The organism is Bacillus sp. PK3-067 (assembly GCF_056738645.1).
On the sequence record NZ_CP096490.1, the window covers coordinates 2,853,659 to 2,872,920 of the forward strand.

Below are 19,262 nucleotides of genomic sequence, written 5' to 3' on the forward strand. Positions count from 1 at the left end.
AGTGAAATTACAAGGACGTTTTAACAAAAAAGCAGATACATCACGTATCTGCTTTCCACCCTTTTTATTTAGCTAACTTTTGAAGTTCGTCAAAGAATGTAGGATATGATACACCTACTGCTTCTGCATCTTCAATAATTGTTTTTCCTTCTGCTAGGCAGCCAGCAATTGCAAGCATCATTCCGATACGGTGATCACCATAACTATTTACTGTATTGCCTTTTAGAGCTGATTTTCCGTAAATGATCATACCGTCATCAGTTGCTTCTATGCGAGCTCCTAGTTTCGTTAACTCAGCAACTACTGTATCAATACGGTTTGTTTCTTTTACTTTTAATTCGTGTGCATCTTTAATTACTGTAATTCCTTCTGCTTGCGTTGCCGCTAATGCGATTACAGGAATCTCATCGATTAATCTAGGGATAATATCTCCGCCAATTTCAATTCCTTTTAATGAAGATGTTTCGATTGTAATATTTGCAGCTGGTTCTGATGCCCCTTCGTTAATTAGGTCTACAGTGAACGTAGCACCCATTTTTTCTAAAACATCAATAATACCTGTACGGGTTGGATTCATTCCTACATTTTGTAATACTAGTTTACTATTTGGGATGATTGCACCTGCTACTAAGAAAAATGCTGCTGATGATACGTCACCGGGCACTTGAATATCTGTTGCTGTTAATTTTTGTCCACCTGACAGCTTCACTGTTTTCCCTTCGCGAGTTACTTTAACACCAAATGCTTCGAGCATTCTTTCCGTATGGTCGCGTGAAATATGTGGTTCTGTAACAGCTGTTACACCTTCTGCACGAAGACCTGCAAGTAAAATAGCTGACTTTACTTGTGCACTTGCAACAGGAGAAATATATTCAATTGCTTTTAAATCTCCGCCACGTATTGTTAACGGTGTAAATGTTCCTTCTTCTCGGCCGTCTATATTTGCGCCCATTTGTTTTAATGGGTTTGTTACACGCTTCATCGGTCTTTTTGCGATAGATTCATCACCTTGTACGCAAGAGAAAAATGGTGTGTTAGCTAATATACCTGACATTAATCGGATTGTTGTACCAGAATTACCAACATCTAATACAGCTTTTGGTTCTTGTAAACCTTCTAATCCTTTACCAACTACAGTAACCTCATCACCGTTTTGCGTAATTTCTACTCCCATTTCTTTAAAACATGAAATCGTACTTAAACAGTCTGCACCGGGCAAGAAACCTTTAATTGTTGTTTTCCCTTCTGCAATAGAACCGAACATAACAGCACGGTGTGAAATGGATTTATCACCTGGGATTGTAATATTGCCATTCAATCCGTTATTAACAGGTTGTATTGTTCTTTCTTTCACGTTTTTCACCTTCTCATTTAAATTGTTTCATAAGTTTGGTATTCTTCTTCTCCAAGCGCTAGTTTTGCTTTCATACGATCTTCTTCCCTTTGGAAGCTAATACGTAATACCCCAAGCAGTCCTTCACGCGCTTCTAATATTTGCAAGTTCGTAATACTAATTTCCTCGCGCGCCAAAATACTCGTAATATGAGCCAATGCCCCCACCTTATCTAATACATCGACGTATAAGTCGTGATAGGCAGGAATTGCCCCTCTCTTTCTTACTGGTAAAGAATCACGGTATTCTTTCGCATCTGCAAAATAGTTTTGAATCTCGCATGCATCTCCGGTAGAAACTGTTTTATATAAATCTTCCATTTCAGAGATCCACTCTTTTAATAATACCATTAAATGCTCACGATTTTGCTTTACAATATCACTCCACATTTTCGGACTACTAGATGCGATACGTGTAATGTCTTTAAACCCTCCAGCAGCTAGCTGATGAATGAGCGGATTATCTCCTGCATGTTTCTCTACTTGCTTCACTAAACCTGCAGCGATAAGGTGCGGGAAATGACTAACGATCCCTGTTACATAATCATGTTCTTCTGTATTTAAAACAAGGAAATGTGACCCTGTTCCTTTTAACCAATCTTTTAACTCTTCCACTTGTTCATTTGGCACATGATGCATCGGTGTTAAAATGTAAAATGCATTTTCAAATAAATGCGCTTTTGCACTTTCAACTCCCGTTTTATGAGAACCTGCCATTGGATGTCCACCAATGAAAGATACTTCCTTTGAAAATAAAGTTTCTGCTTCATTCATAATCGTGCCTTTTGTACTACCAACATCAGTCACTATAACATCTTCTCGTAAACGGAATGACGCAAGTTTGTGTAATAGCTTCTTCGTTTCTTCAACTGGAGAAGCAAAAACAATTAAATGTGCCTCTTCACATGCATGCTGTAAATCAACTGCTATTTCATCTACTACGTGTAATTCTTTTGCACGCTCTACTTGTTCTTGAAATATATCATAACCTGTTATCGTTACATCGTGCTCTTTCTTAATTGCTAATGCGAGAGAGCCTCCGATTAAACCAGTTCCAATTAATACTACCTTTTTACGCATTTTCCTCATCTCGAGACTTTCTTTTTTTATTTTCAAAGTGTTGTTGTAACACTGAAATCACCCCTTCATTTTGCTCCCTTGTTCCGACTGTAATACGGATACCATTCGGGAACGGACGAATAATAAATCCTGCATGTGCACAAGCTTCATAAATCTCTCCAGCATTCTCAACTGGCAAGAAGATGAAATTTGTTTGCGATGGATAAAATGGAATATCATTTTCCCTACAAAAGCTCTCGTATTGTTGTAATCCTTCTGTATTCACACGAACTATTTCTTCAATAAACTCGTCATCACCAAAAGCAATCGTCGCTGCTTTTTGCGCTAATGAAGATACGTTAAATGGCAAACGAACGACATTTAATTTTTCGATTAACTCTTCCTGTCCAACCGCATATCCAACGCGGAAAGAAGCTAATCCGTACGCTTTAGAAAATGTTCTAAGTACAAGAATATTTTTATGTTTTTCTAAAAGCGGTAATGTCTCTGGGAAATCTTTTGCTGTTACGTATTCATAGTACGCTTCATCAATGACAATTAACGTATTTTCACTAATACCTTCAATGAATTGAGTCAATTTTCGGTCATTCACATATGTGCCTGTTGGATTGTTCGGGTTACAAATCCATACAATTTTTGTATCGTTATCTACTACTGAAGAAATTTCTTCTAAGTCGTATACACCGTTATTTAACGCAATTTCCTTCACTTCGCAACCTTCTATAATGGCATGATGACGATACTGTGGGAATGTTGCACCTGCTGTTACAATGTTATCTCCCGCTCGTAATACGGCGCGGCTTATTATTTGAATGATTTCATCTAAACCACTACCACAAAGTACTTGTTCCATTTTCACATGTAACTTATCTGCGATTGTTTGACGGAGCGTTGTAGCACCTCCGTCAGGATATAAAGCATGTTCCAACCACGATTTTTGCAACTCATCTAAAACACGTGACGAACAGCCGAATGGATTTTCATTCGATGCTAATTTCACAAACGAATGATCTCCGTACACTTCTTTCATTTGTTCTGGTGATTTACCTGGTTTATATGGTTGTAATGATGATAGTTGATCTTTTACTTGCACGTTAAACCCACCTTTTTATTAAAATTCTTTTGCGTAGTTATTGTGTTGCATAATGTTTTGTTTTAATAATTCCATACGATCTTTTCCGAATTGTTCGACTAGTGCATCTGCAAGTTCCCATGCCACAACAGATTCAGCTACTACACCTGCTGCTGGTACTGCACAGCTATCAGATCTTTCAATACTCGCTTGAAATGCTTCTTTCGTATCAATATCAACACTTGCTAACGGTTTGTATAATGTAGGTATTGGTTTCATTACACCTCTTACGACAATTGGCATTCCCGTTGTCATACCGCCTTCTAAACCGCCGGCATTATTCGTTTTTCTCTTGTATCCTTGTTCTTCATCCCATAAAATTTCATCATGCACTTTACTTCCTGGCTGTCTTGCTGCTTCAAAACCAACACCAATTTCAGCACCTTTAAATGCATTAATACTCATAATTGCACCAGCAAGTTTTGCATCTAATTTACGATCGTAATGGACGTAACTACCGACGCCAATCGGCATACCTTCTGCAATGACTTCCACAATACCACCGATTGAATCTCCACTACTTTTTGCGTTGTCAATCGCATTCATCATTTCTTGCTCTACTTCTTTATCTAAACATCGAACTGGTGAGTTTTCAGTAATTGTTTGAATTTCTTCAATTGATAAGTTTGAAATATGTTTTGCTTTTACTCCACCAATTTCAAGAACATGTCCTGCAATTTCCACGCCTAATTCGCTTAAAATTTGTTTTGCAACTGCACCAGCAGCTACACGAACTGTCGTTTCTCTTGCAGATGACCGCTCTAATACGTTTCTTATATCACGATGACCATATTTAATTGCTCCATTTAAATCTGCATGTCCGGGTCGTGGTTTTGTAATTGTACGTTTCATGTCTTTACTTTCTTTTTCCGAAATTGGCTCTGCACCCATTACTTTCGTCCAATGTTTGAAATCATCATTTTTTACAATTAACGTAATCGGTGATCCAAGTGTCATTCCGTGACGAACACCACTTACAATTTCAACTGTATCTGTTTCAATTTGCATACGTCTTCCGCGTCCATGACCTTTTTGTCTTCTTAATAATTCTTTATTAATATGTTCCGCCGTAAGTGTCAAACCTGCTGGTACACCTTCTAAAATAACTGTTAACTGCGGTCCATGTGATTCTCCAGCTGTAATGTATCTCATTTCTCTTGCCCCTTTACTATTTTTTTGTACAAAAAAGTCCCTACTGAGCGCTCAGTAGGGACGATGTTTATCGCGGTACCACCCTAGTTGTAGACTTCTTTCGTCTACCTCTCTTCTTCTTTAACGATCGTTTGACCGTCTTCCCCTCCAAAAGTTGTCGGGAAAGATGCTCCAAGGCTGTAATTCATGCTTACCTTTGTACTGATTCACACCGACCATCAGCTCTCTTTAACAGTGAGATAAGCACTACTGTTTCCTCTTCAACGCATATATGATATGGAATTAAGATAATTTATTTTTGAAACCTTTTAACGCTTCCATGAATTTATGGAATTCTGGAATATCCATTTGTTGTGCAGAATCTGATAATGCAACTGCAGGGTCTGGATGTACTTCAGCCATTACTGCATCTGCGCCAATTGCAAGAGCCGCTTTCGCTGTTGGTAATAATAAATCTCTACGTCCAGTTGAATGCGTTACGTCAACAACAACTGGTAAATGTGTTTCTTTCTTTAAGATCGGTACTGCTGAAATGTCTAATGTGTTACGTGTTGCTCTTTCGTATGTGCGGATACCGCGCTCACAAAGAATAATTTGGTCGTTACCTTGTGCAATGATGTATTCCGCTGCATTAATGAACTCATCAATTGTTGCTGCTAATCCACGTTTTAATAATACCGGCTTGTTAACTTTACCTACAGCTCGTAATAAATCGAAGTTTTGCATGTTACGTGCGCCAACTTGAATTACATCAACGTAGTCTAATGCCATTTCAACATCGTTCGGATTTAAAATTTCACTAATAATTGCTAAGTCAAACTCGTCTGCTACTTGACGTAAAATTTGAAGTCCTTCTACTCCTAAACCTTGGAAATCATATGGAGAAGTTCTCGGTTTGAATGCACCACCGCGCATTAATTTTAAGCCTTGGTCTTTCATCGCTTGCCCTACTTGACGAACTTGTTCTAAACTTTCTACTGCACAAGGTCCCATGATGAACGTTTGTGTTCCGTTTCCAATCAATTCACCTTTTACATCAACGATTGTATTTTCTTGTTTCTTTTTACGTGATACTAGTAACGCTTTACGGTTATCATCTTCTTGTAACTCTAAGCTTGCTTTGAAAATCGTTTTGAAAATATGTTGAACTGTTGATGTTTCGAATGGTCCTTCGTTATGCTCTGCGATCATATCAAGTACTTCACGCTCACGTACTGGATCAAAGCGTTTCGTGCCTTGTACTTGCTTTTGCTCTCCAATTTTTTGAACAATTTCACCACGTTTGTTTAAAAGGTGTAATAGTTGTAAATTAATTTCATCTACCTGTTTACGTAATTGATCTAATTCATGATTTGCCATTTGGAAATCCTCCTCTAATGTTTTAAAAGTATAGTAAGAGAATAAAAAATTCTCTATTTTCTGAACTGACTAATTATACAAATTTATAGCGGAATCGATACCTCTTCTTATTTTAAACTAATAATTCGTACACAGACATAAACTACTAGTTAAAAATCCACTTTTTTGTACAAAAAAGCCCTACTGATCCAATCAGTAGGGACGATATTTATCGCGGTACCACCCTAGTTGTAGACTTCTTTCGTCTACCTCTCTTCATTGTTAACGATCATCTGACCGTCTTTCCCTTCATAAAGACAATACTATCTTTACTACGAAAAAGATGCTCTAGGACTGTAATTCGCTCTTGTTTATGTACTGGTTCGCACCAACCACCAGCTCTCTGTTACAGGGAAACAACAACTACTGCTTTTCCTTTCAATGCATGACTATTTAATTTTCAAGTTGGACCACTATAATACAAAAAGTCCCTACTGAATAAATCAGTAGGGACGATATTTATCGCGGTACCACCCTAGTTGTAGACTAACTTTCCGTCTACCTCTCTTCACTGTTAACGATCAATTGACCGCTTTTTCCTCATAAAGAAAAACTATCTTTATTACGAAAAAGATGCTCCAAGACTGTAATTCATGATTATCCCTGTACTGGTTCACACCAACCACCAGCTCTCTGTTACAGTAAGACTAACCACTACTGTGATCTCTTCATTGCACTTTGTTTATTCAAATGTTTTTGAAATTGAATAAGTATGATTCGTATTATAGAACGCTTTTCAAAACACTGTCAACAACTTTTTATATATTTTTTAAAATTCCACTTTCGTCCTATAATTCTTTTTGTAAATCACCCATTACAATTCCTATGCGAATTATTTCATTTTCTAGTAAATGTAAAACATATTCCTCTACTTCATACTGAACTAATAATTCTTTTATTTGTATGATTTCTTTTTCAAATAAAACGGCTTCATGACATGTTTGTAGTAAAATAAAAAACACATTTGCAAATATTTCTTTATGCGCTTTCATACTTTCTTTTTTATGAAGCATTTCAATCAATAACCGCTTCATTTCCTCACCTGCACATTTACCATGTACACTTGAAAATGCACGAGACATAATACATAATCCTTTTTCTAATATTTCATCCATGTATAAAATAATACGTAAAAGCATTACATATTCTCTTGCAGTTATCTCACCCATTTTTGGTCGTTCTCGCAAAAATACACTGAGCCAAGCTGTCCAAAATTTTTGTTGTTCTTTTACACTTAATGTTTTGACGTAATAGCATAAAAACTGCATAAACTTAATTTTATTTTCTTCATTTTCTAGTATGAGTAACGGGTATAACCAATCTGTTTTTTGCTCCCAATATAGTACACATTTAATAAATACAAAGCTAAGCCATTTCAAGAAAGCTTCTCTCGTATGCGGATGTAATACTTCCAAATGTTCTATCGCATACTTAATAAATCGCTTCATTTCTGTAAATAAAGGTAGATTTATTTGCGTGTAACATAAGCCGGCCCATGCATATTCCGTAATCTCATTTTGTTTTTTTAAATCTAAGTATGGTAACAAATATTTTCGGCACCATTGTTTTTCAATATGATATAGGAATGTAATATCTGCTATTAAACGAGCAAACATAAAGTTTGTTCGTTCCGAATTAACTCTTACTTGTTCTTCAAATAAAAATAAATATTCATATACATTACGATCGTATAAATGATCATATGATAACAACTTTAATAATACAGCCGTCATTTTTCCAACTGGATGCTGAATTGATTCATTATAAAAATCTTGTTTCCCAAGCTTAAAGTCTGTATCACTCTTCATAACTTGAGGAAACACTGAAAAAGCAAATCGTTTTACAACACGTATACTATTCTCTTCTAACTCTTCTAGTCGATTACTAATTTCATATAGAAAACTACTAATTAACCAATGAAAAGCAGTATTTCTAACAAATTTCTGCAATAGCGGAATAATTTTTTGGATTTGCTCATTCGTCAATCCCCGATTATTTCGCCATTCTCTAATACAAACAAACCATACTTCATTACTTATTTCTTGCACTCCTACTAATTGGTATGCAAATGAAATACTCCACTCTGTGTTTAATTTACATGCTTTTGATAACATCTCTAAAAAATGGCGTTGTTCAAAAACACCATCTTGCGAAAATTGCTGAACTTGCTTCATAATTTCAACATCTTTCAGCTGCAATAATCCGTCAGCAGTTACATTACAAGTAATGCTTTCTGCTGTATCCTCTTTCTTTTGTACACTGTATCGTTCAGAATGAAAATGAGGATGCTTTTGCTTCATTAACTCATACCCATTTGCCGTAGATGGGCTATTCGAATCACACTTGAATAATAAGTCTAATACGAGACATGCATCAAATACCCTCTCTTCTGTAAGATGCTTTATTACAGTTCGAGTGACTTCTTCTTTTGTTTTTTCTAAACAATGTGCATAATGCCTTTTTAAAAGTTGAAAAACTTCGTGTTTATAAGTGAAATCTAAAAGAAGTCCTTCATGTAACAACCATTTCATTTTGTCATCTACACGAACAAAAATATTTTTATTCATCGCATCAATTGCAATTCGCTTTTGAAGTACACTATTTGCTTCTATCATTTCTGTAATATAATAATCCGCTTTTTTCTCATTGTTTTCGCATAAATAAGTTAGACACTCTTTTACAATTCGTATTAAAAATGCAAGGTCATTTTGATGAAACTCTTTCTCTACATTTTCCTTATTTCTTTTTTTCAGTGCCGTTTGTCTTAACGACAACATTCTCAATTTTTCTAATCCAATCATCATAATTGGAACAGCATAATAAGCGATATATGGCCTCATCTTTTCGTTCCAAATTTGCTCCACATGAGAAAATGTAGATACTGGTAAGCGACTCGATTCCTCGAGTTCTATTGATTCTTGCGTATCATTTCCCCATTTCCTTACACGTTTCAACTTCAGTTTTCCGTCTAAAATAAAAGTTAGTAACAATAAGGCAATTTCTTTATGCTCAGGAAAAGAACATTTTTGCAGTAACTTAGAAATCTTTTCTATAGAGCTACTATCTTTTTCAGCTGTTTCTAATAAAAGGAGTGTCCACCTTGCAAACAACAACGGGTCCATCTTACTCTTCGTTTCGTTTAAGTAGTTACAAATTGTTCTCCATAATAACGGTGATATTTTAGAATAGTTTTTATAAATTAATTGAAATAATTCTTTCTGATGACTAAAAAGAAATTGTTCCACTAACCATTCTGCAAGTAATTCATCTACTTCATTATAGTTTGGCGTAAGCATAAACAAATTTTGTAATTTACCTTCTGCTTCTAACCATTCGACCCATTCATAATCATGAGCAAATTCCACAAAGTAACGTACTGTTTCAATTTTTTTAATTGATTGCTTTATGTATGATAATTGTTCCTGTTCTACTGACGGGGGAACCGTTACAATATCCCGAATACGCATTCTTTTCGTAATATAATTATCACCCATTAATTCAGCCCAGCGTTTTACCGCTTTTACAAGGGATTGATGATTATTCACCTTATTCGGATACACAATTGGTCTTATCCCTAAATGTTCCCAGTGGTATGTATTTTCTCCTTGTGCGACAAAAGCAAATCGTCTTGTACTTGGCGGTAAACCAGTTGCTAAATATTTCATTACTGGGTCATTATGACTATATCCAACGAATAAAACGGTGTAATTTGAGAATAGATCAACTAAAAACCTTCTCGCCCACCCTTCCGTTAAGTAAGCCCTTCCAAAATCACCATCTGTTAAAATTAAAGCCTCTTTCTCCTGTTCTACATTACCATGTATGTAAGCAAGACCTTTAAAAGCTCTCCCAGTCGGTAAAGCTGGAGCGTAATAAACATTGATATCTCTATTTATTTCTTTAATTGCAGTTGTAAAATGTTGATCAAAATTTGTTGTTACAATGCGGATATCTGTATCTAAAGGAAATAACCTTGGAATTGCATAATGCAATGGATTCGGTTTTGATTTCTCTATATGAACGAGATCTCTTGCGACTTGATGTACATCTTTTGTTTTCGCAATTTTACCAAGATAATAATCATGTGGCTCTGTTATTTCACGTTTTTCGACATATAACGTTTTTGCAATTTCATCAACTAAATCATCAAAATTCGGTAAGTTTGATTTCCCTTTCATAGAAACTCCCGCTCCAACAAATAACACTAACTTTCCTTGCTCAAGGTGATCAATTAACTCATCTGGAATTTCTACTTCTGAAGTAATCCACATCTTGGATTCCCCCTTACCTAAAAATGTCATACACTCTCATTTTACTATAACATTTTTTCATTGTTTTTATAATATTTAGACTAAATTCCGAACATGAAAAAGTTTTATGTAAATAAATCCGTTACAATGTATGAACTCCAGAATTTATTGAAAAACTATGTATAAATCGGAGGTGTAAATTTTGAATGATTTCACAGTAGTGCTTATCAAGTTTATATCGTGCATTATCGCATTTAGCATTGGGCTTGCTTTATTTTTCCCTGCAACGTTTGTTCAAATTATTTCATTCAGTCTCTTTGTTACAATCGTATCCTACATGTTCGTTGATAAAATTATTTTAAATCGAATTGGCAATACTGGTGCCATTATGTCGGATTTCTTATTAACATATTTAAGCGTATGGATTTTCGGTAATATTTTATTAGACAACTATATGCAAATTGCATGGGGCAGTATCCTTTCTGCCATCGTCTTCACTTTATCTGAAGTAATCGTTCATCGCTTCTCTAACTCTCATACAAGGCACAACAATGATAACATTCGTATTAATCGCCGCTTTGCATATGGTACAGAGTTTGCTGAAGAACAAAATATATTGGATAAAGATAAGAAAAAGTAACGTTTTAATGCAGGAGCGCCCTTTTTAATTATGTGGTGCTCCTTTTTTGTATTTTTTCATTATGGTACGTGAAATTATATAAGTGATTATTTCAAAATACCGACTTACTAACAATATTTGACGCTATTTTTTCTAATAAAAAACTGCCTCTTATTTAGAGGCAGCCACTTTTAAGTCTTTTACTGCAACAACATCCGCAAACGCTCCCAATACTGCGTTATGATGTTTCACAATATCTTCAGCACGTAACACTTCTGTATTAAATGTACTATGCGCATCACTCACTAACGTTACTTTATACCCTTCACTACATGCTCTGCGCGTTGTCGTATCTACACAATACTCTGTTTGCATTCCCGAAAGAATAACGTGTTCAATTCCTTTCTCTTGTAACACTTCGCTTAAGTTTGTATTATGGAATGAATCTGGAGTTGTCTTTTCAACTATATTATCTCCTTCTTGCGGAGCGATGGCCGCATGGATTCGCCATCCATCCGTACCTTTTTCTAACGGATGGTCTTTAGGACCGTTATGTTGGATATAAATAACTGGAATATCATTTGAACGACATTCCCTAATAAGCTCTTGCAATGTTTGTAAAAACTTTCCCCCATTATGTACTGGCATTCCAGCTGTATACATACCCGCTTGCACATCAATTACGATTAATGCTTTTTTCATTTCACACATCCCCCTTTATTTGTATAAGCCATTATTATTGTTTATATTCCATCATCCAACAATCTTCTAATTTCCCCTCATGCAACTCATGTTCCTTTAAAATCTTTACTTTTTTAAATCCACTTTTTTCATAACACTTTATTGCTCGTTCATTATTTACTTTCGGATCCATTGCAATTGCTTCTGCTCCCATTTCACCCATAATATATGTAATTGCTGCCTGAACGAGTTTTGTTCCAATTCCCTTTCCCCAATAGGCTGGTTCACCGATAAATTGGTCCATACCCCATACATTTTGTGATTCTTTATAGCCATATAACGCTTTCCACTCTGAATCCACTGGGTACATTTGTATGTAACCAATCGGAATGGTATCAAATTCTATTAAACATCTTTTTTCATTACTGTCTGGACTATGTATAAAATGATCAAGCACCTTTTCTACAGATTGCGGATTATCTCGTCCTTCGTAATACCGCAGGACTGCTGGGTCCGTTAACCATTTAGAAATGATAGATGCATCATCTTCCATTACGTATCTAATCAATAAACCTTCTTTTTGAAAAAGCATATTATACCTCTATTATTTCTTTATATTTTTTCTTGCTGTTACATCTTTCATTGCACCTACTAATGCATATGGTAGTAATGTAATCGCAAAAAATGCTGTAAATACGTTAAGTTGCGGGATTGTATAGAGTGTGAACCATTCAGTGAAAAATTGAGAATTTAATATTCTATTAAAAAACTCTCCGCCTGGCCTAAAGTTTGGCGCCCACGCAGTGATTTCACACAAAATAAAGTGAAACTTTAATCAGTGGGGGTTTTGTTCATCCCCCACTGATTATTAGTTGAACCAATCGGGCTTTTACGGGCAGTTGATCCCCCCACCTAACTTCTTCGCTTTCGCTGAATTTTGAGGTGGGGGTCTTACTGCCCTTTAATGCGGGGTAAACAGTAACTGAACAATAAAAAATGCCCCTAGATAACGAAACCAAGTCCGTTTCCATATAGGTTGTGCATTTTTTAATATATCTCCCATCTTACCCCCTCCTTAAATATCCATCATATTAATTATACACTTTCCTCACTTTATTTGTTAAAATTTTCTATATAATTAATGCTGTTGGGGGGAAATACATTATGTCTAGTCCTATACTTACATCCACTTTAATCATTCTTAGAGGAAACTCCGCAAGTGGTAAAACAACGATTGCAAAACAACTACAAGAACATTTCGGACAAGGAACACTTTTAGTATCACAGGATGTTGTACGTAGAAATATGCTTAGAGTACACGACACAATGGGTAATTTATCACATGATTTACTATTTGAAATTACGAAGTACGGAAAAGGAAAATGTGAATTTGTTATTTTAGAAGGTATATTGAACAGTCATAGGTATGGTGAGATGTTAAAAGAATTAATTCGTTATTTTGATGAAAATGCATTTGCATATTACTTTGATTTATCATTAGAGGAAACTATTAGACGACATAACACAAGAGACAAACGACATGAATTTGGTGAGGATTCCCTACAAAAATGGTATAATCCGCACGATACAATTGAGGTTGCCAGAGAAACTATTTTTACAGATAACTTTACGCAAAAAGATATATTTGATGCGATTCTTAATGATGTTGCGATACAAAAACAAGACTAATATAATATGTTAGGCTTGTTTTGTATTTTGTATTTCAGTTTTTATAATTAAACAATCTATACATAAATAATAGTATATATTCATTTCCCCAAACTGGAAATCAACTACTGAAATAAGTCCACGTTCCTCAATATCTTGAGTAATTGTAGCAACATATTTCATCTCTTTCGCACAAGTTGGACACGCCAAATCCTTTGGAAGATTATCATATAACGGTACCCCTAATAATCTACATACATATTCAGAACCGAACAAGTCAAAAGCTTCCCAGTAACTATCTTCATCTGTAGGTATATCTTCATTTTTCATATTTATAAGCTTTACCGTTGTTTTTGGTAATGAAGCTGGTAACTTAATTACAGATTTAGTAATAAGCCCTTTAAAAATCCTATTATCCTTCTACTAACAAAATAAAAGCCAGCCTCAATAAAGAGAACTGACTTCTATTTGGATAATTATTGTTATTATAAAATTTTCACTTTAACAGTTTGTCTTCCCCAATTCATAGCTTTACTTTTTGAACCCATTAAAACATCAATACGATTACCTTTAATTGCACTTCCAGTATCACCAGCGATCGCTTCTCCATAGCCTTCTACCCATACTTTAGATCCTAATGGGATTACTTTCGGGTCAACTGCAATAATTCTCATATTCGGATTTGCCGTTAAATCATGCCCCATCGCAGTTAATACGCGTCCACCATATGTACCATTTTCACTTGGATCAGCAGTATACGCTGTCGCTACTACCGTTAATTCACGTTTAGCAGACTGTATGTTGTTTTTAGATACTTCTTTCGCTCTCTCTTCTTCTTTAGCCTTTGCTATTTCTCTTGCTTTTTCTTCTTCTTTAGCTTTTGCTATTTCTCTTGCTTTTTCTTCTTCTTTAGCTTTTGCTATTTCTCTTGCTTTTTCTTCTTCTTTAGCTTTTGCTATTTCTCTTGCTTTCTCTTCTTCTTTAGCTTTTGCTATTTCTTGCGCTTTTTCTTCTTCTTTAGCTTTTGCTATTTCTTTTGCTTTCTCTTCTTCTTTAGCTTTTGCTATTTCTCTTGCTTTTTCTTCTTCTTTAGCTTTTGCTATTTCTCTTGCTTTTTCTTCTTCTTTAGCTTTTGCTATTTCTTTTGCTTTTTCTTCTTCTTTAACTTTTACTTCTTCTTTAGCCTTTACTATTTCTTGCGCTTTCTCTTCTTCTTTAGCTTTTACTTCTTCTTTAGCCTTTACTATTTCTTGCGCTTTCTCTTCTTCTTTAACTTTTACTTCTTCTTTAATTTTTGCCTCTTCTTTAGCCTTTGCTATTTCTTGCGCTTTTTCTTCTTCTTTAACTTTTACTTCTTCTTTAATTTTTGCCTCTTCTTTAGGTTTTACCATTTCTTGCGCTTTCTCTTCTTCTTTAACTTTTACTACTTTTGCCTCTTCTTTAGGCTTTACTATTTCTTGTGCTTTCGTTGTTTCTTTCGCTTTTGCTACTTTCTGCGTCTTTATTTCTTTCTTTTCTTTAACTGATTTTTGTACTTTCGCTACTTGCTTCGTTTTCTCTTCAGTTTTCTTTTCAGTTGGTGCTGTACTTGATAGGAAAGAAACGTTTGCATAAGCAGTTTTTCCTTTATACTCAAATTGCAGCCATCCGTCTTTTACTTGATGCGTTGATTCAATTACATCATCTTTTTTTAGTCTGCCAAGAATTTCTGAATCCGTGTTTGCTTCAGTACGTACATTTAACAAATTCGCCGTTACATGATATACATCTTTTGTAAACTCCGAACTTACAAACACTTCTTTACCATTCAACTCAATTTTTGACCAGCCATCTTCGGTATTTATGACTTTTAACTCTTGCCCATTCTTTACTTTTTCGACCACTTTTGATTCTGTAGTCGGTTTTTCACGTACGTTAAGTACATCTGCTGTTACGATTGTTTCTGCGGTAGCAGTTGTGGTAAACGCTCCTAATCCAAAAACAGTTGCTGTTGCTGCGCCAATTACTTTTTTCATATTAGCCTCCATTAAATTTTTTTGAATTTTATCAAATGCCTCCGTAAAATTGTATAATTTTACATAATATCAAAACATTTGCAACAGTATATTAATACGGCTTAATATACTGTTATTAAAAATCCTCACTTCAATACTAACAAATTCTTATTTCTAATTCTATATATTATAAATCTCCTTATCTTTTATAAAAGCTCCATGCCCTTCTTCACACTAAATAGTTGTGGCAATTCCCGCCAAAAATAAACTTACGATTGCTAAAATTTGAGTAGCGACTATAGCCCCTCTTAAATGAAACTTATAATCTTTATATCCTTTCATACCTTCCGTACTAGGAATCACAACAAACCTTGGAGTAATCCAGCAAAAAATTAGCCAATCAATTATAAGTAAATCTACTAAATTGAAAATCATTAAAATACCAAAAGTGTGTAAATAGGCATCCATATACATTAACTTTTCATGCTTATGTAGTATATATGTAGAAACGAAAGGACTACCGAAAAGAATAGTATTATATACAATATTAAAATAAATGGTTTGCTTTTTTTCATGAATCGATTTTGGAAAAACTACTTTTTGAATATCTTTCGGATAATCAGTTAAAGAAAGTCGTGGATTATAATATAAGGACCCTAAAATCATTACGGATAGTACAATAGACATGATGACACCAACGTACATCATTTGCTCAAATTGATTCATAAGCTTCATTCACCCTTTTCTGTAATTACTATGATGGTCATTCACTTAATTACATATTGTATGTACGTACATAATCAAAAATTAACAACTAGCTTTAATAGCGAAGCAAAATTGTTGCAATGCAAATTTAATACAGTGGAAGCCTAATTGATACAGATAGGATTGGTGAAACCTATGAAAATTGAACATATTGCAATTTGGGCAAATGACTTAGAATGTATGCGTGATTTTTATATGAAATACTTTAATGGTAAAGCAAACTCTTTATATTATAATAAAACGAAACAATTTGAATCTTATTTTATTACGTTCGAATCTGGAGCAAGACTTGAACTTATGCGTAAAAAAGGGATTGAAAATAAGCCTAATTTAAACATAACTGGCTATGCTCATATGGCTTTTTCTGTCGGTAGTGAAGAACGTGTGAATGAACTGACAAAGGTGATAAAAGATGCTGGTTATCCTTTATTAAATGGACCACGTTTTACTGGAGATGGCTATTATGAAAGTGTAATAGGCGATCCAGAAGGCAATCAAATAGAAATTACGATTTAACTTACCCTTTTCCACCACCTCCGTATTTTTCCACGGATTAGGCGGTGCTGTTGCTGAGGTGCCAAATGAGGCAACTGCTTACTTTTACCGAAAAGCACTATCAAACATGTCAATATTCGCTACTTGGGAGCAACCAGAAGGTGCCGCTGGAAGTATTCGATGGGTTGAAGACTTCCGCTTAGCGATGCTTCCATTTACAAAAGGTGTCTACGTTAATACGCCTGACCTATCCATTAAAAATTGGCCAGATGCATACTTCAGTTGCAACTTTGACCGATTAATGAAAGTAAAAGCGGAATATGATCCGAAAAATGTCTTTAACTTTCCGCAAAGTATTCCGCTTTTTTAACTGTTTAAATATTTTTTCAAACTGCTAAATAAACATTCATTTTATATTGTTTATTTAGCAGTTTAGTATAAAGACTCTTTTGTTTACATAATAATATTAAGGATTATAAGATATTACTCTTTTACTTCTCTTTTTACTTATAATTACTCTTCCTATATTAAAAGCAAAAGCGATAAAAAAGATAATACTACCCATTAGAAACACTTCATTATAACTACGAATAATTCCTTGCTTATATTTCTCCTTTAGTTGTTTGTAAATCTTGCTCTCCTCATCAGTTTTTAATACTATCTGTTGTTTTTTATTTATTGCTTGCAATACTTTTTCCCTTTCTAAATTTGACAAATCACTTTTTTTAATCACCGTCACTACTTCCCTATTTATCTTCTCTTTTTCAACTAACAACTGATGATTCAGAAACATCACCAGTATTGCTACCCCAACAATACTTCCAACTGTTCTAGAAATATTACATACACTTGCAGCAACACCTGACTTTTCAATCGGTACACTTAAAACTGCTGTTGTTGTATACGGTGCTAATGTGCACCCAGTTCCAATCCCAACGATTATTAATCGCCAAATATAATCCCATGTAGTAAAATTTGAATCTATTTGACTAAATAAATATGATGCTACGATAAATGTTAATAGCCCTATACTACCTACTAATGAGCTTCCCCGATTTGCTGCAATTGGTGTTACGATTACTGTAACAAGCATTGAAACAATCGCTAGTGTGCTAATTATTAAACCTGACTGTAATTCAGACATACCTTCTACTTGAACGAAATAAAAAGCAAGTATAAACAAAAAGTTCATTAATCCCATTCCAACAAAGAATAAAGAAAAATTCGAAATTGAAAACTCTTTATTTGTGAATAACTTTAATGGCAACATTGGATTTACACTTTTCTTTTCAATGATAAAAAATAATATAAAACCTATGAGTGAGAGCATAAAAAGAAGTATTAAGCTTATCGTGCTTAAATGGTTTGTATTTACTTGTATGAGTGCATATACAAGTAAGCATAGTGCAGATGCAGAAGTAATCATACCTGCCCAATCTATTTTAGAGCTTGCAGCATGATCATAGGATTCCTTAATACAAAGAATCACGAAGATGAAAGATAATATACCAACTGGAACATTAATAAAGAACACCCAGCTCCAATTCAATTTGTCAGTTAAAATGCCTCCAAGTGAAGGGCCAATTGCCGCTGCTAATCCCCCAAAAGCTCCCATGATGCCTCCTATCATACCTTGTTTCTCTCTCGGTACTAAATTAAGACCTAGCGGCATAGCAACTGGTACGATAACTGCTGCGGAAATTCCTTGTATTATCCTAAAAGCTACTAATGTATGAAAAGAAGTGGCTATACCACACATAAACGAACTAATAGAAAATCCCAATAAACCAATAATATATAGCTTCTTGCGACCAAACTGATCCGCCAGACGTGCTGCAATTAATAAACACGATACAAAGGCAACATTATAAGTATTAGCAACCCAAGAAATTGTATCAATTGAAGTATGAAATGTCTTTGTCATTTCTGGTAATGTGATATTCACAATATTTGAATCTAAAATCGCCATAAAAAATCCTGCAATTAAAGCTATTAATGCAAATTTATTCCTCATTTCTGCCACCCTTATTCGTTTTATTGATTTAAAATGCCACTCACAAATAAACTTACACATGTCTCTATATACTCTTCTAATTGAATTTCTTCTTCCGATATACTTACATTCATAATGTATAAAAACAATTGTCCATAAAACATATTCGCTATCAAACGGTAATTACAGGTAGAAATGTGTCCCTTCTCACCAAGTTGCTTTAAATATTTTTCTAAGTGATTCACTAGATGTGAATTCAACTCATGTAGTAATGCTTTCATCTCACTATTTTGTCTTGATTCTATTAATGCAGCCCAAATATAATTTAGCTTTGGTAAATTGGTTTGAATATATGTTTCCGCCACTTTCGTAAGGTCCTTATGTAAATCACCAGTAAATTGCTCTTCTATTTCCTCTAGCAAAGCAACTGGTGTCGTCCGTAAAATAATACTCTCCCTAAAAAGATTTTCCTTATTTTTAAAATTACGGAATATCGTTAATTCGCTTACTCCTGCTTTTTCTGCCACTTCACGAATGGTTGTCGCTGTATACCCCTTTTCCCCGAATAATAAAGTAGCAGCTTCCATAACTTTTTCTCGTGCTGTTAATTTCCCCATCTATATTCCTCCATTCAATATGTAAG

Annotated in this window: 17 protein-coding genes, 2 pseudogenes and 3 other annotated features; of the genes and pseudogenes, 4 read left to right on the forward strand and 15 right to left on the reverse strand. The window is 34.7% G+C overall.

Features of this window, described 5'->3' with window-relative positions; genetic code table 11:
- Window positions 1–64 precede the first annotated feature (64 nt).
- The 6 genes from aroA to M1D73_RS14765 all read right to left on the reverse strand — a co-directional run bounded on the left by aroA (window position 65) and on the right by M1D73_RS14765 (window position 10,425).
- Window positions 65–1,354, reverse strand: coding sequence for a 3-phosphoshikimate 1-carboxyvinyltransferase (aroA, locus tag M1D73_RS14740; RefSeq protein WP_000664630.1), 1,290 nt, complete (start codon window positions 1,352–1,354; stop codon window positions 65–67).
- 17 nt (window positions 1,355–1,371) lie between these two features.
- Window positions 1,372–2,472, reverse strand: a complete 1,101-nt coding sequence (tyrA, locus tag M1D73_RS14745) for a prephenate dehydrogenase (RefSeq protein ID WP_001228139.1) — start codon at window positions 2,470–2,472, stop codon at window positions 1,372–1,374.
- Window positions 2,465–3,565: a histidinol-phosphate transaminase gene (hisC, locus tag M1D73_RS14750; RefSeq protein WP_001197280.1), complete on the reverse strand. Its 1,101-nt coding sequence runs from the start codon at window positions 3,563–3,565 to the stop codon at window positions 2,465–2,467. Before hisC ends, tyrA begins: the two co-directional genes overlap by 8 nt.
- A gap of 18 nt (window positions 3,566–3,583) precedes the next feature.
- Window positions 3,584–4,756 (reverse strand): chorismate synthase, encoded by a 1,173-nt coding sequence (aroC, locus tag M1D73_RS14755; protein ID WP_121868292.1) that lies wholly within the window; start codon window positions 4,754–4,756, stop codon window positions 3,584–3,586.
- Window positions 4,757–4,809: 53 nt separating this feature from the next.
- Window positions 4,810–5,029, reverse strand: a binding site (T-box leader).
- 9 nt (window positions 5,030–5,038) lie between these two features.
- Window positions 5,039–6,115, reverse strand: coding sequence for a bifunctional 3-deoxy-7-phosphoheptulonate synthase/chorismate mutase (locus tag M1D73_RS14760; RefSeq protein WP_121868293.1), 1,077 nt, complete (start codon window positions 6,113–6,115; stop codon window positions 5,039–5,041).
- Between the two features lie 194 nt (window positions 6,116–6,309).
- Window positions 6,310–6,545: a binding site (T-box leader), on the reverse strand.
- Window positions 6,546–6,599: 54 nt separating this feature from the next.
- Window positions 6,600–6,835 (reverse strand) — a binding site (T-box leader).
- A gap of 107 nt (window positions 6,836–6,942) precedes the next feature.
- Window positions 6,943–10,425, reverse strand: a complete 3,483-nt coding sequence (locus tag M1D73_RS14765; protein WP_121868294.1) for a DUF4020 domain-containing protein — start codon at window positions 10,423–10,425, stop codon at window positions 6,943–6,945.
- 181 nt (window positions 10,426–10,606) lie between these two features.
- Here M1D73_RS14765 and M1D73_RS14770 point away from each other — a divergent pair, with 181 nt between their 5' ends.
- A complete protein-coding gene (locus M1D73_RS14770) occupies window positions 10,607–11,044 on the forward strand; it encodes a YndM family protein (RefSeq protein ID WP_000997702.1) in 438 nt (145 codons plus the stop codon).
- A 150-nt stretch (window positions 11,045–11,194) separates the two neighbouring features.
- Here M1D73_RS14770 and M1D73_RS14775 read toward each other — a convergent pair whose 3' ends face one another.
- The 4 genes and pseudogenes from M1D73_RS14775 to M1D73_RS14790 form a co-directional block, all read right to left on the reverse strand.
- Window positions 11,195–11,725 (reverse strand): cysteine hydrolase family protein, encoded by a 531-nt coding sequence (locus M1D73_RS14775; RefSeq protein ID WP_000709539.1) that lies wholly within the window; start codon window positions 11,723–11,725, stop codon window positions 11,195–11,197.
- Window positions 11,726–11,759: 34 nt separating this feature from the next.
- Window positions 11,760–12,296, reverse strand: coding sequence for a GNAT family N-acetyltransferase (locus M1D73_RS14780; RefSeq protein WP_000898768.1), 537 nt, complete (start codon window positions 12,294–12,296; stop codon window positions 11,760–11,762).
- A gap of 12 nt (window positions 12,297–12,308) precedes the next feature.
- A pseudogene (locus M1D73_RS14785) lies at window positions 12,309–12,527 on the reverse strand (YfzA family protein); the annotation flags it as partial.
- A gap of 138 nt (window positions 12,528–12,665) precedes the next feature.
- Window positions 12,666–12,767, reverse strand: a complete 102-nt coding sequence (locus tag M1D73_RS14790) for a YfzA family protein (RefSeq protein ID WP_000502345.1) — start codon at window positions 12,765–12,767, stop codon at window positions 12,666–12,668.
- 101 nt (window positions 12,768–12,868) lie between these two features.
- Between M1D73_RS14790 and M1D73_RS14795 the strand changes: the two genes are divergently transcribed.
- A complete protein-coding gene (locus tag M1D73_RS14795) occupies window positions 12,869–13,393 on the forward strand; it encodes a kinase (RefSeq protein WP_086401684.1) in 525 nt (174 codons plus the stop codon).
- Window positions 13,394–13,402: 9 nt separating this feature from the next.
- Here the strand turns inward: M1D73_RS14795 and M1D73_RS14800 are convergent.
- From M1D73_RS14800 to M1D73_RS14810, 3 genes and pseudogenes are all read right to left on the reverse strand, one after another.
- Window positions 13,403–13,747: pseudogene (locus tag M1D73_RS14800) on the reverse strand (hypothetical protein); the annotation flags it as partial.
- Between the two features lie 110 nt (window positions 13,748–13,857).
- The gene (gene entB, locus M1D73_RS14805) at window positions 13,858–15,387 is read right to left on the reverse strand and encodes a cell wall-binding protein EntB (RefSeq protein WP_086401682.1); all 1,530 of its coding nucleotides are present in this window, start codon (window positions 15,385–15,387) and stop codon (window positions 13,858–13,860) included.
- Between the two features lie 213 nt (window positions 15,388–15,600).
- Window positions 15,601–16,092 carry a hypothetical protein gene (locus tag M1D73_RS14810; protein ID WP_001071240.1) on the reverse strand — a complete coding sequence of 164 codons (492 nt, stop codon included), beginning with the start codon at window positions 16,090–16,092 and terminating at the stop codon, window positions 15,601–15,603.
- A gap of 174 nt (window positions 16,093–16,266) precedes the next feature.
- On the opposite strand from M1D73_RS14810, the gene M1D73_RS14815 reads away from it, so the two are divergent.
- Both M1D73_RS14815 and M1D73_RS14820 read left to right on the forward strand, forming a co-directional pair.
- Window positions 16,267–16,647 (forward strand): VOC family protein, encoded by a 381-nt coding sequence (locus M1D73_RS14815; RefSeq protein ID WP_000687529.1) that lies wholly within the window; start codon window positions 16,267–16,269, stop codon window positions 16,645–16,647.
- Window positions 16,648–16,705: 58 nt separating this feature from the next.
- A complete protein-coding gene (locus M1D73_RS14820; protein WP_481157920.1) occupies window positions 16,706–16,996 on the forward strand; it encodes a BBE domain-containing protein in 291 nt (96 codons plus the stop codon).
- 96 nt (window positions 16,997–17,092) lie between these two features.
- On the opposite strand, the gene M1D73_RS14825 is transcribed toward M1D73_RS14820, so the two are convergent.
- Window positions 17,093–18,640 carry an MFS transporter gene (locus tag M1D73_RS14825; protein ID WP_086401681.1) on the reverse strand — a complete coding sequence of 516 codons (1,548 nt, stop codon included), beginning with the start codon at window positions 18,638–18,640 and terminating at the stop codon, window positions 17,093–17,095.
- 20 nt (window positions 18,641–18,660) lie between these two features.
- Window positions 18,661–19,236, reverse strand: a complete 576-nt coding sequence (locus M1D73_RS14830; protein ID WP_000517411.1) for a TetR/AcrR family transcriptional regulator — start codon at window positions 19,234–19,236, stop codon at window positions 18,661–18,663.
- Window positions 19,237–19,262 lie beyond the last annotated feature (26 nt).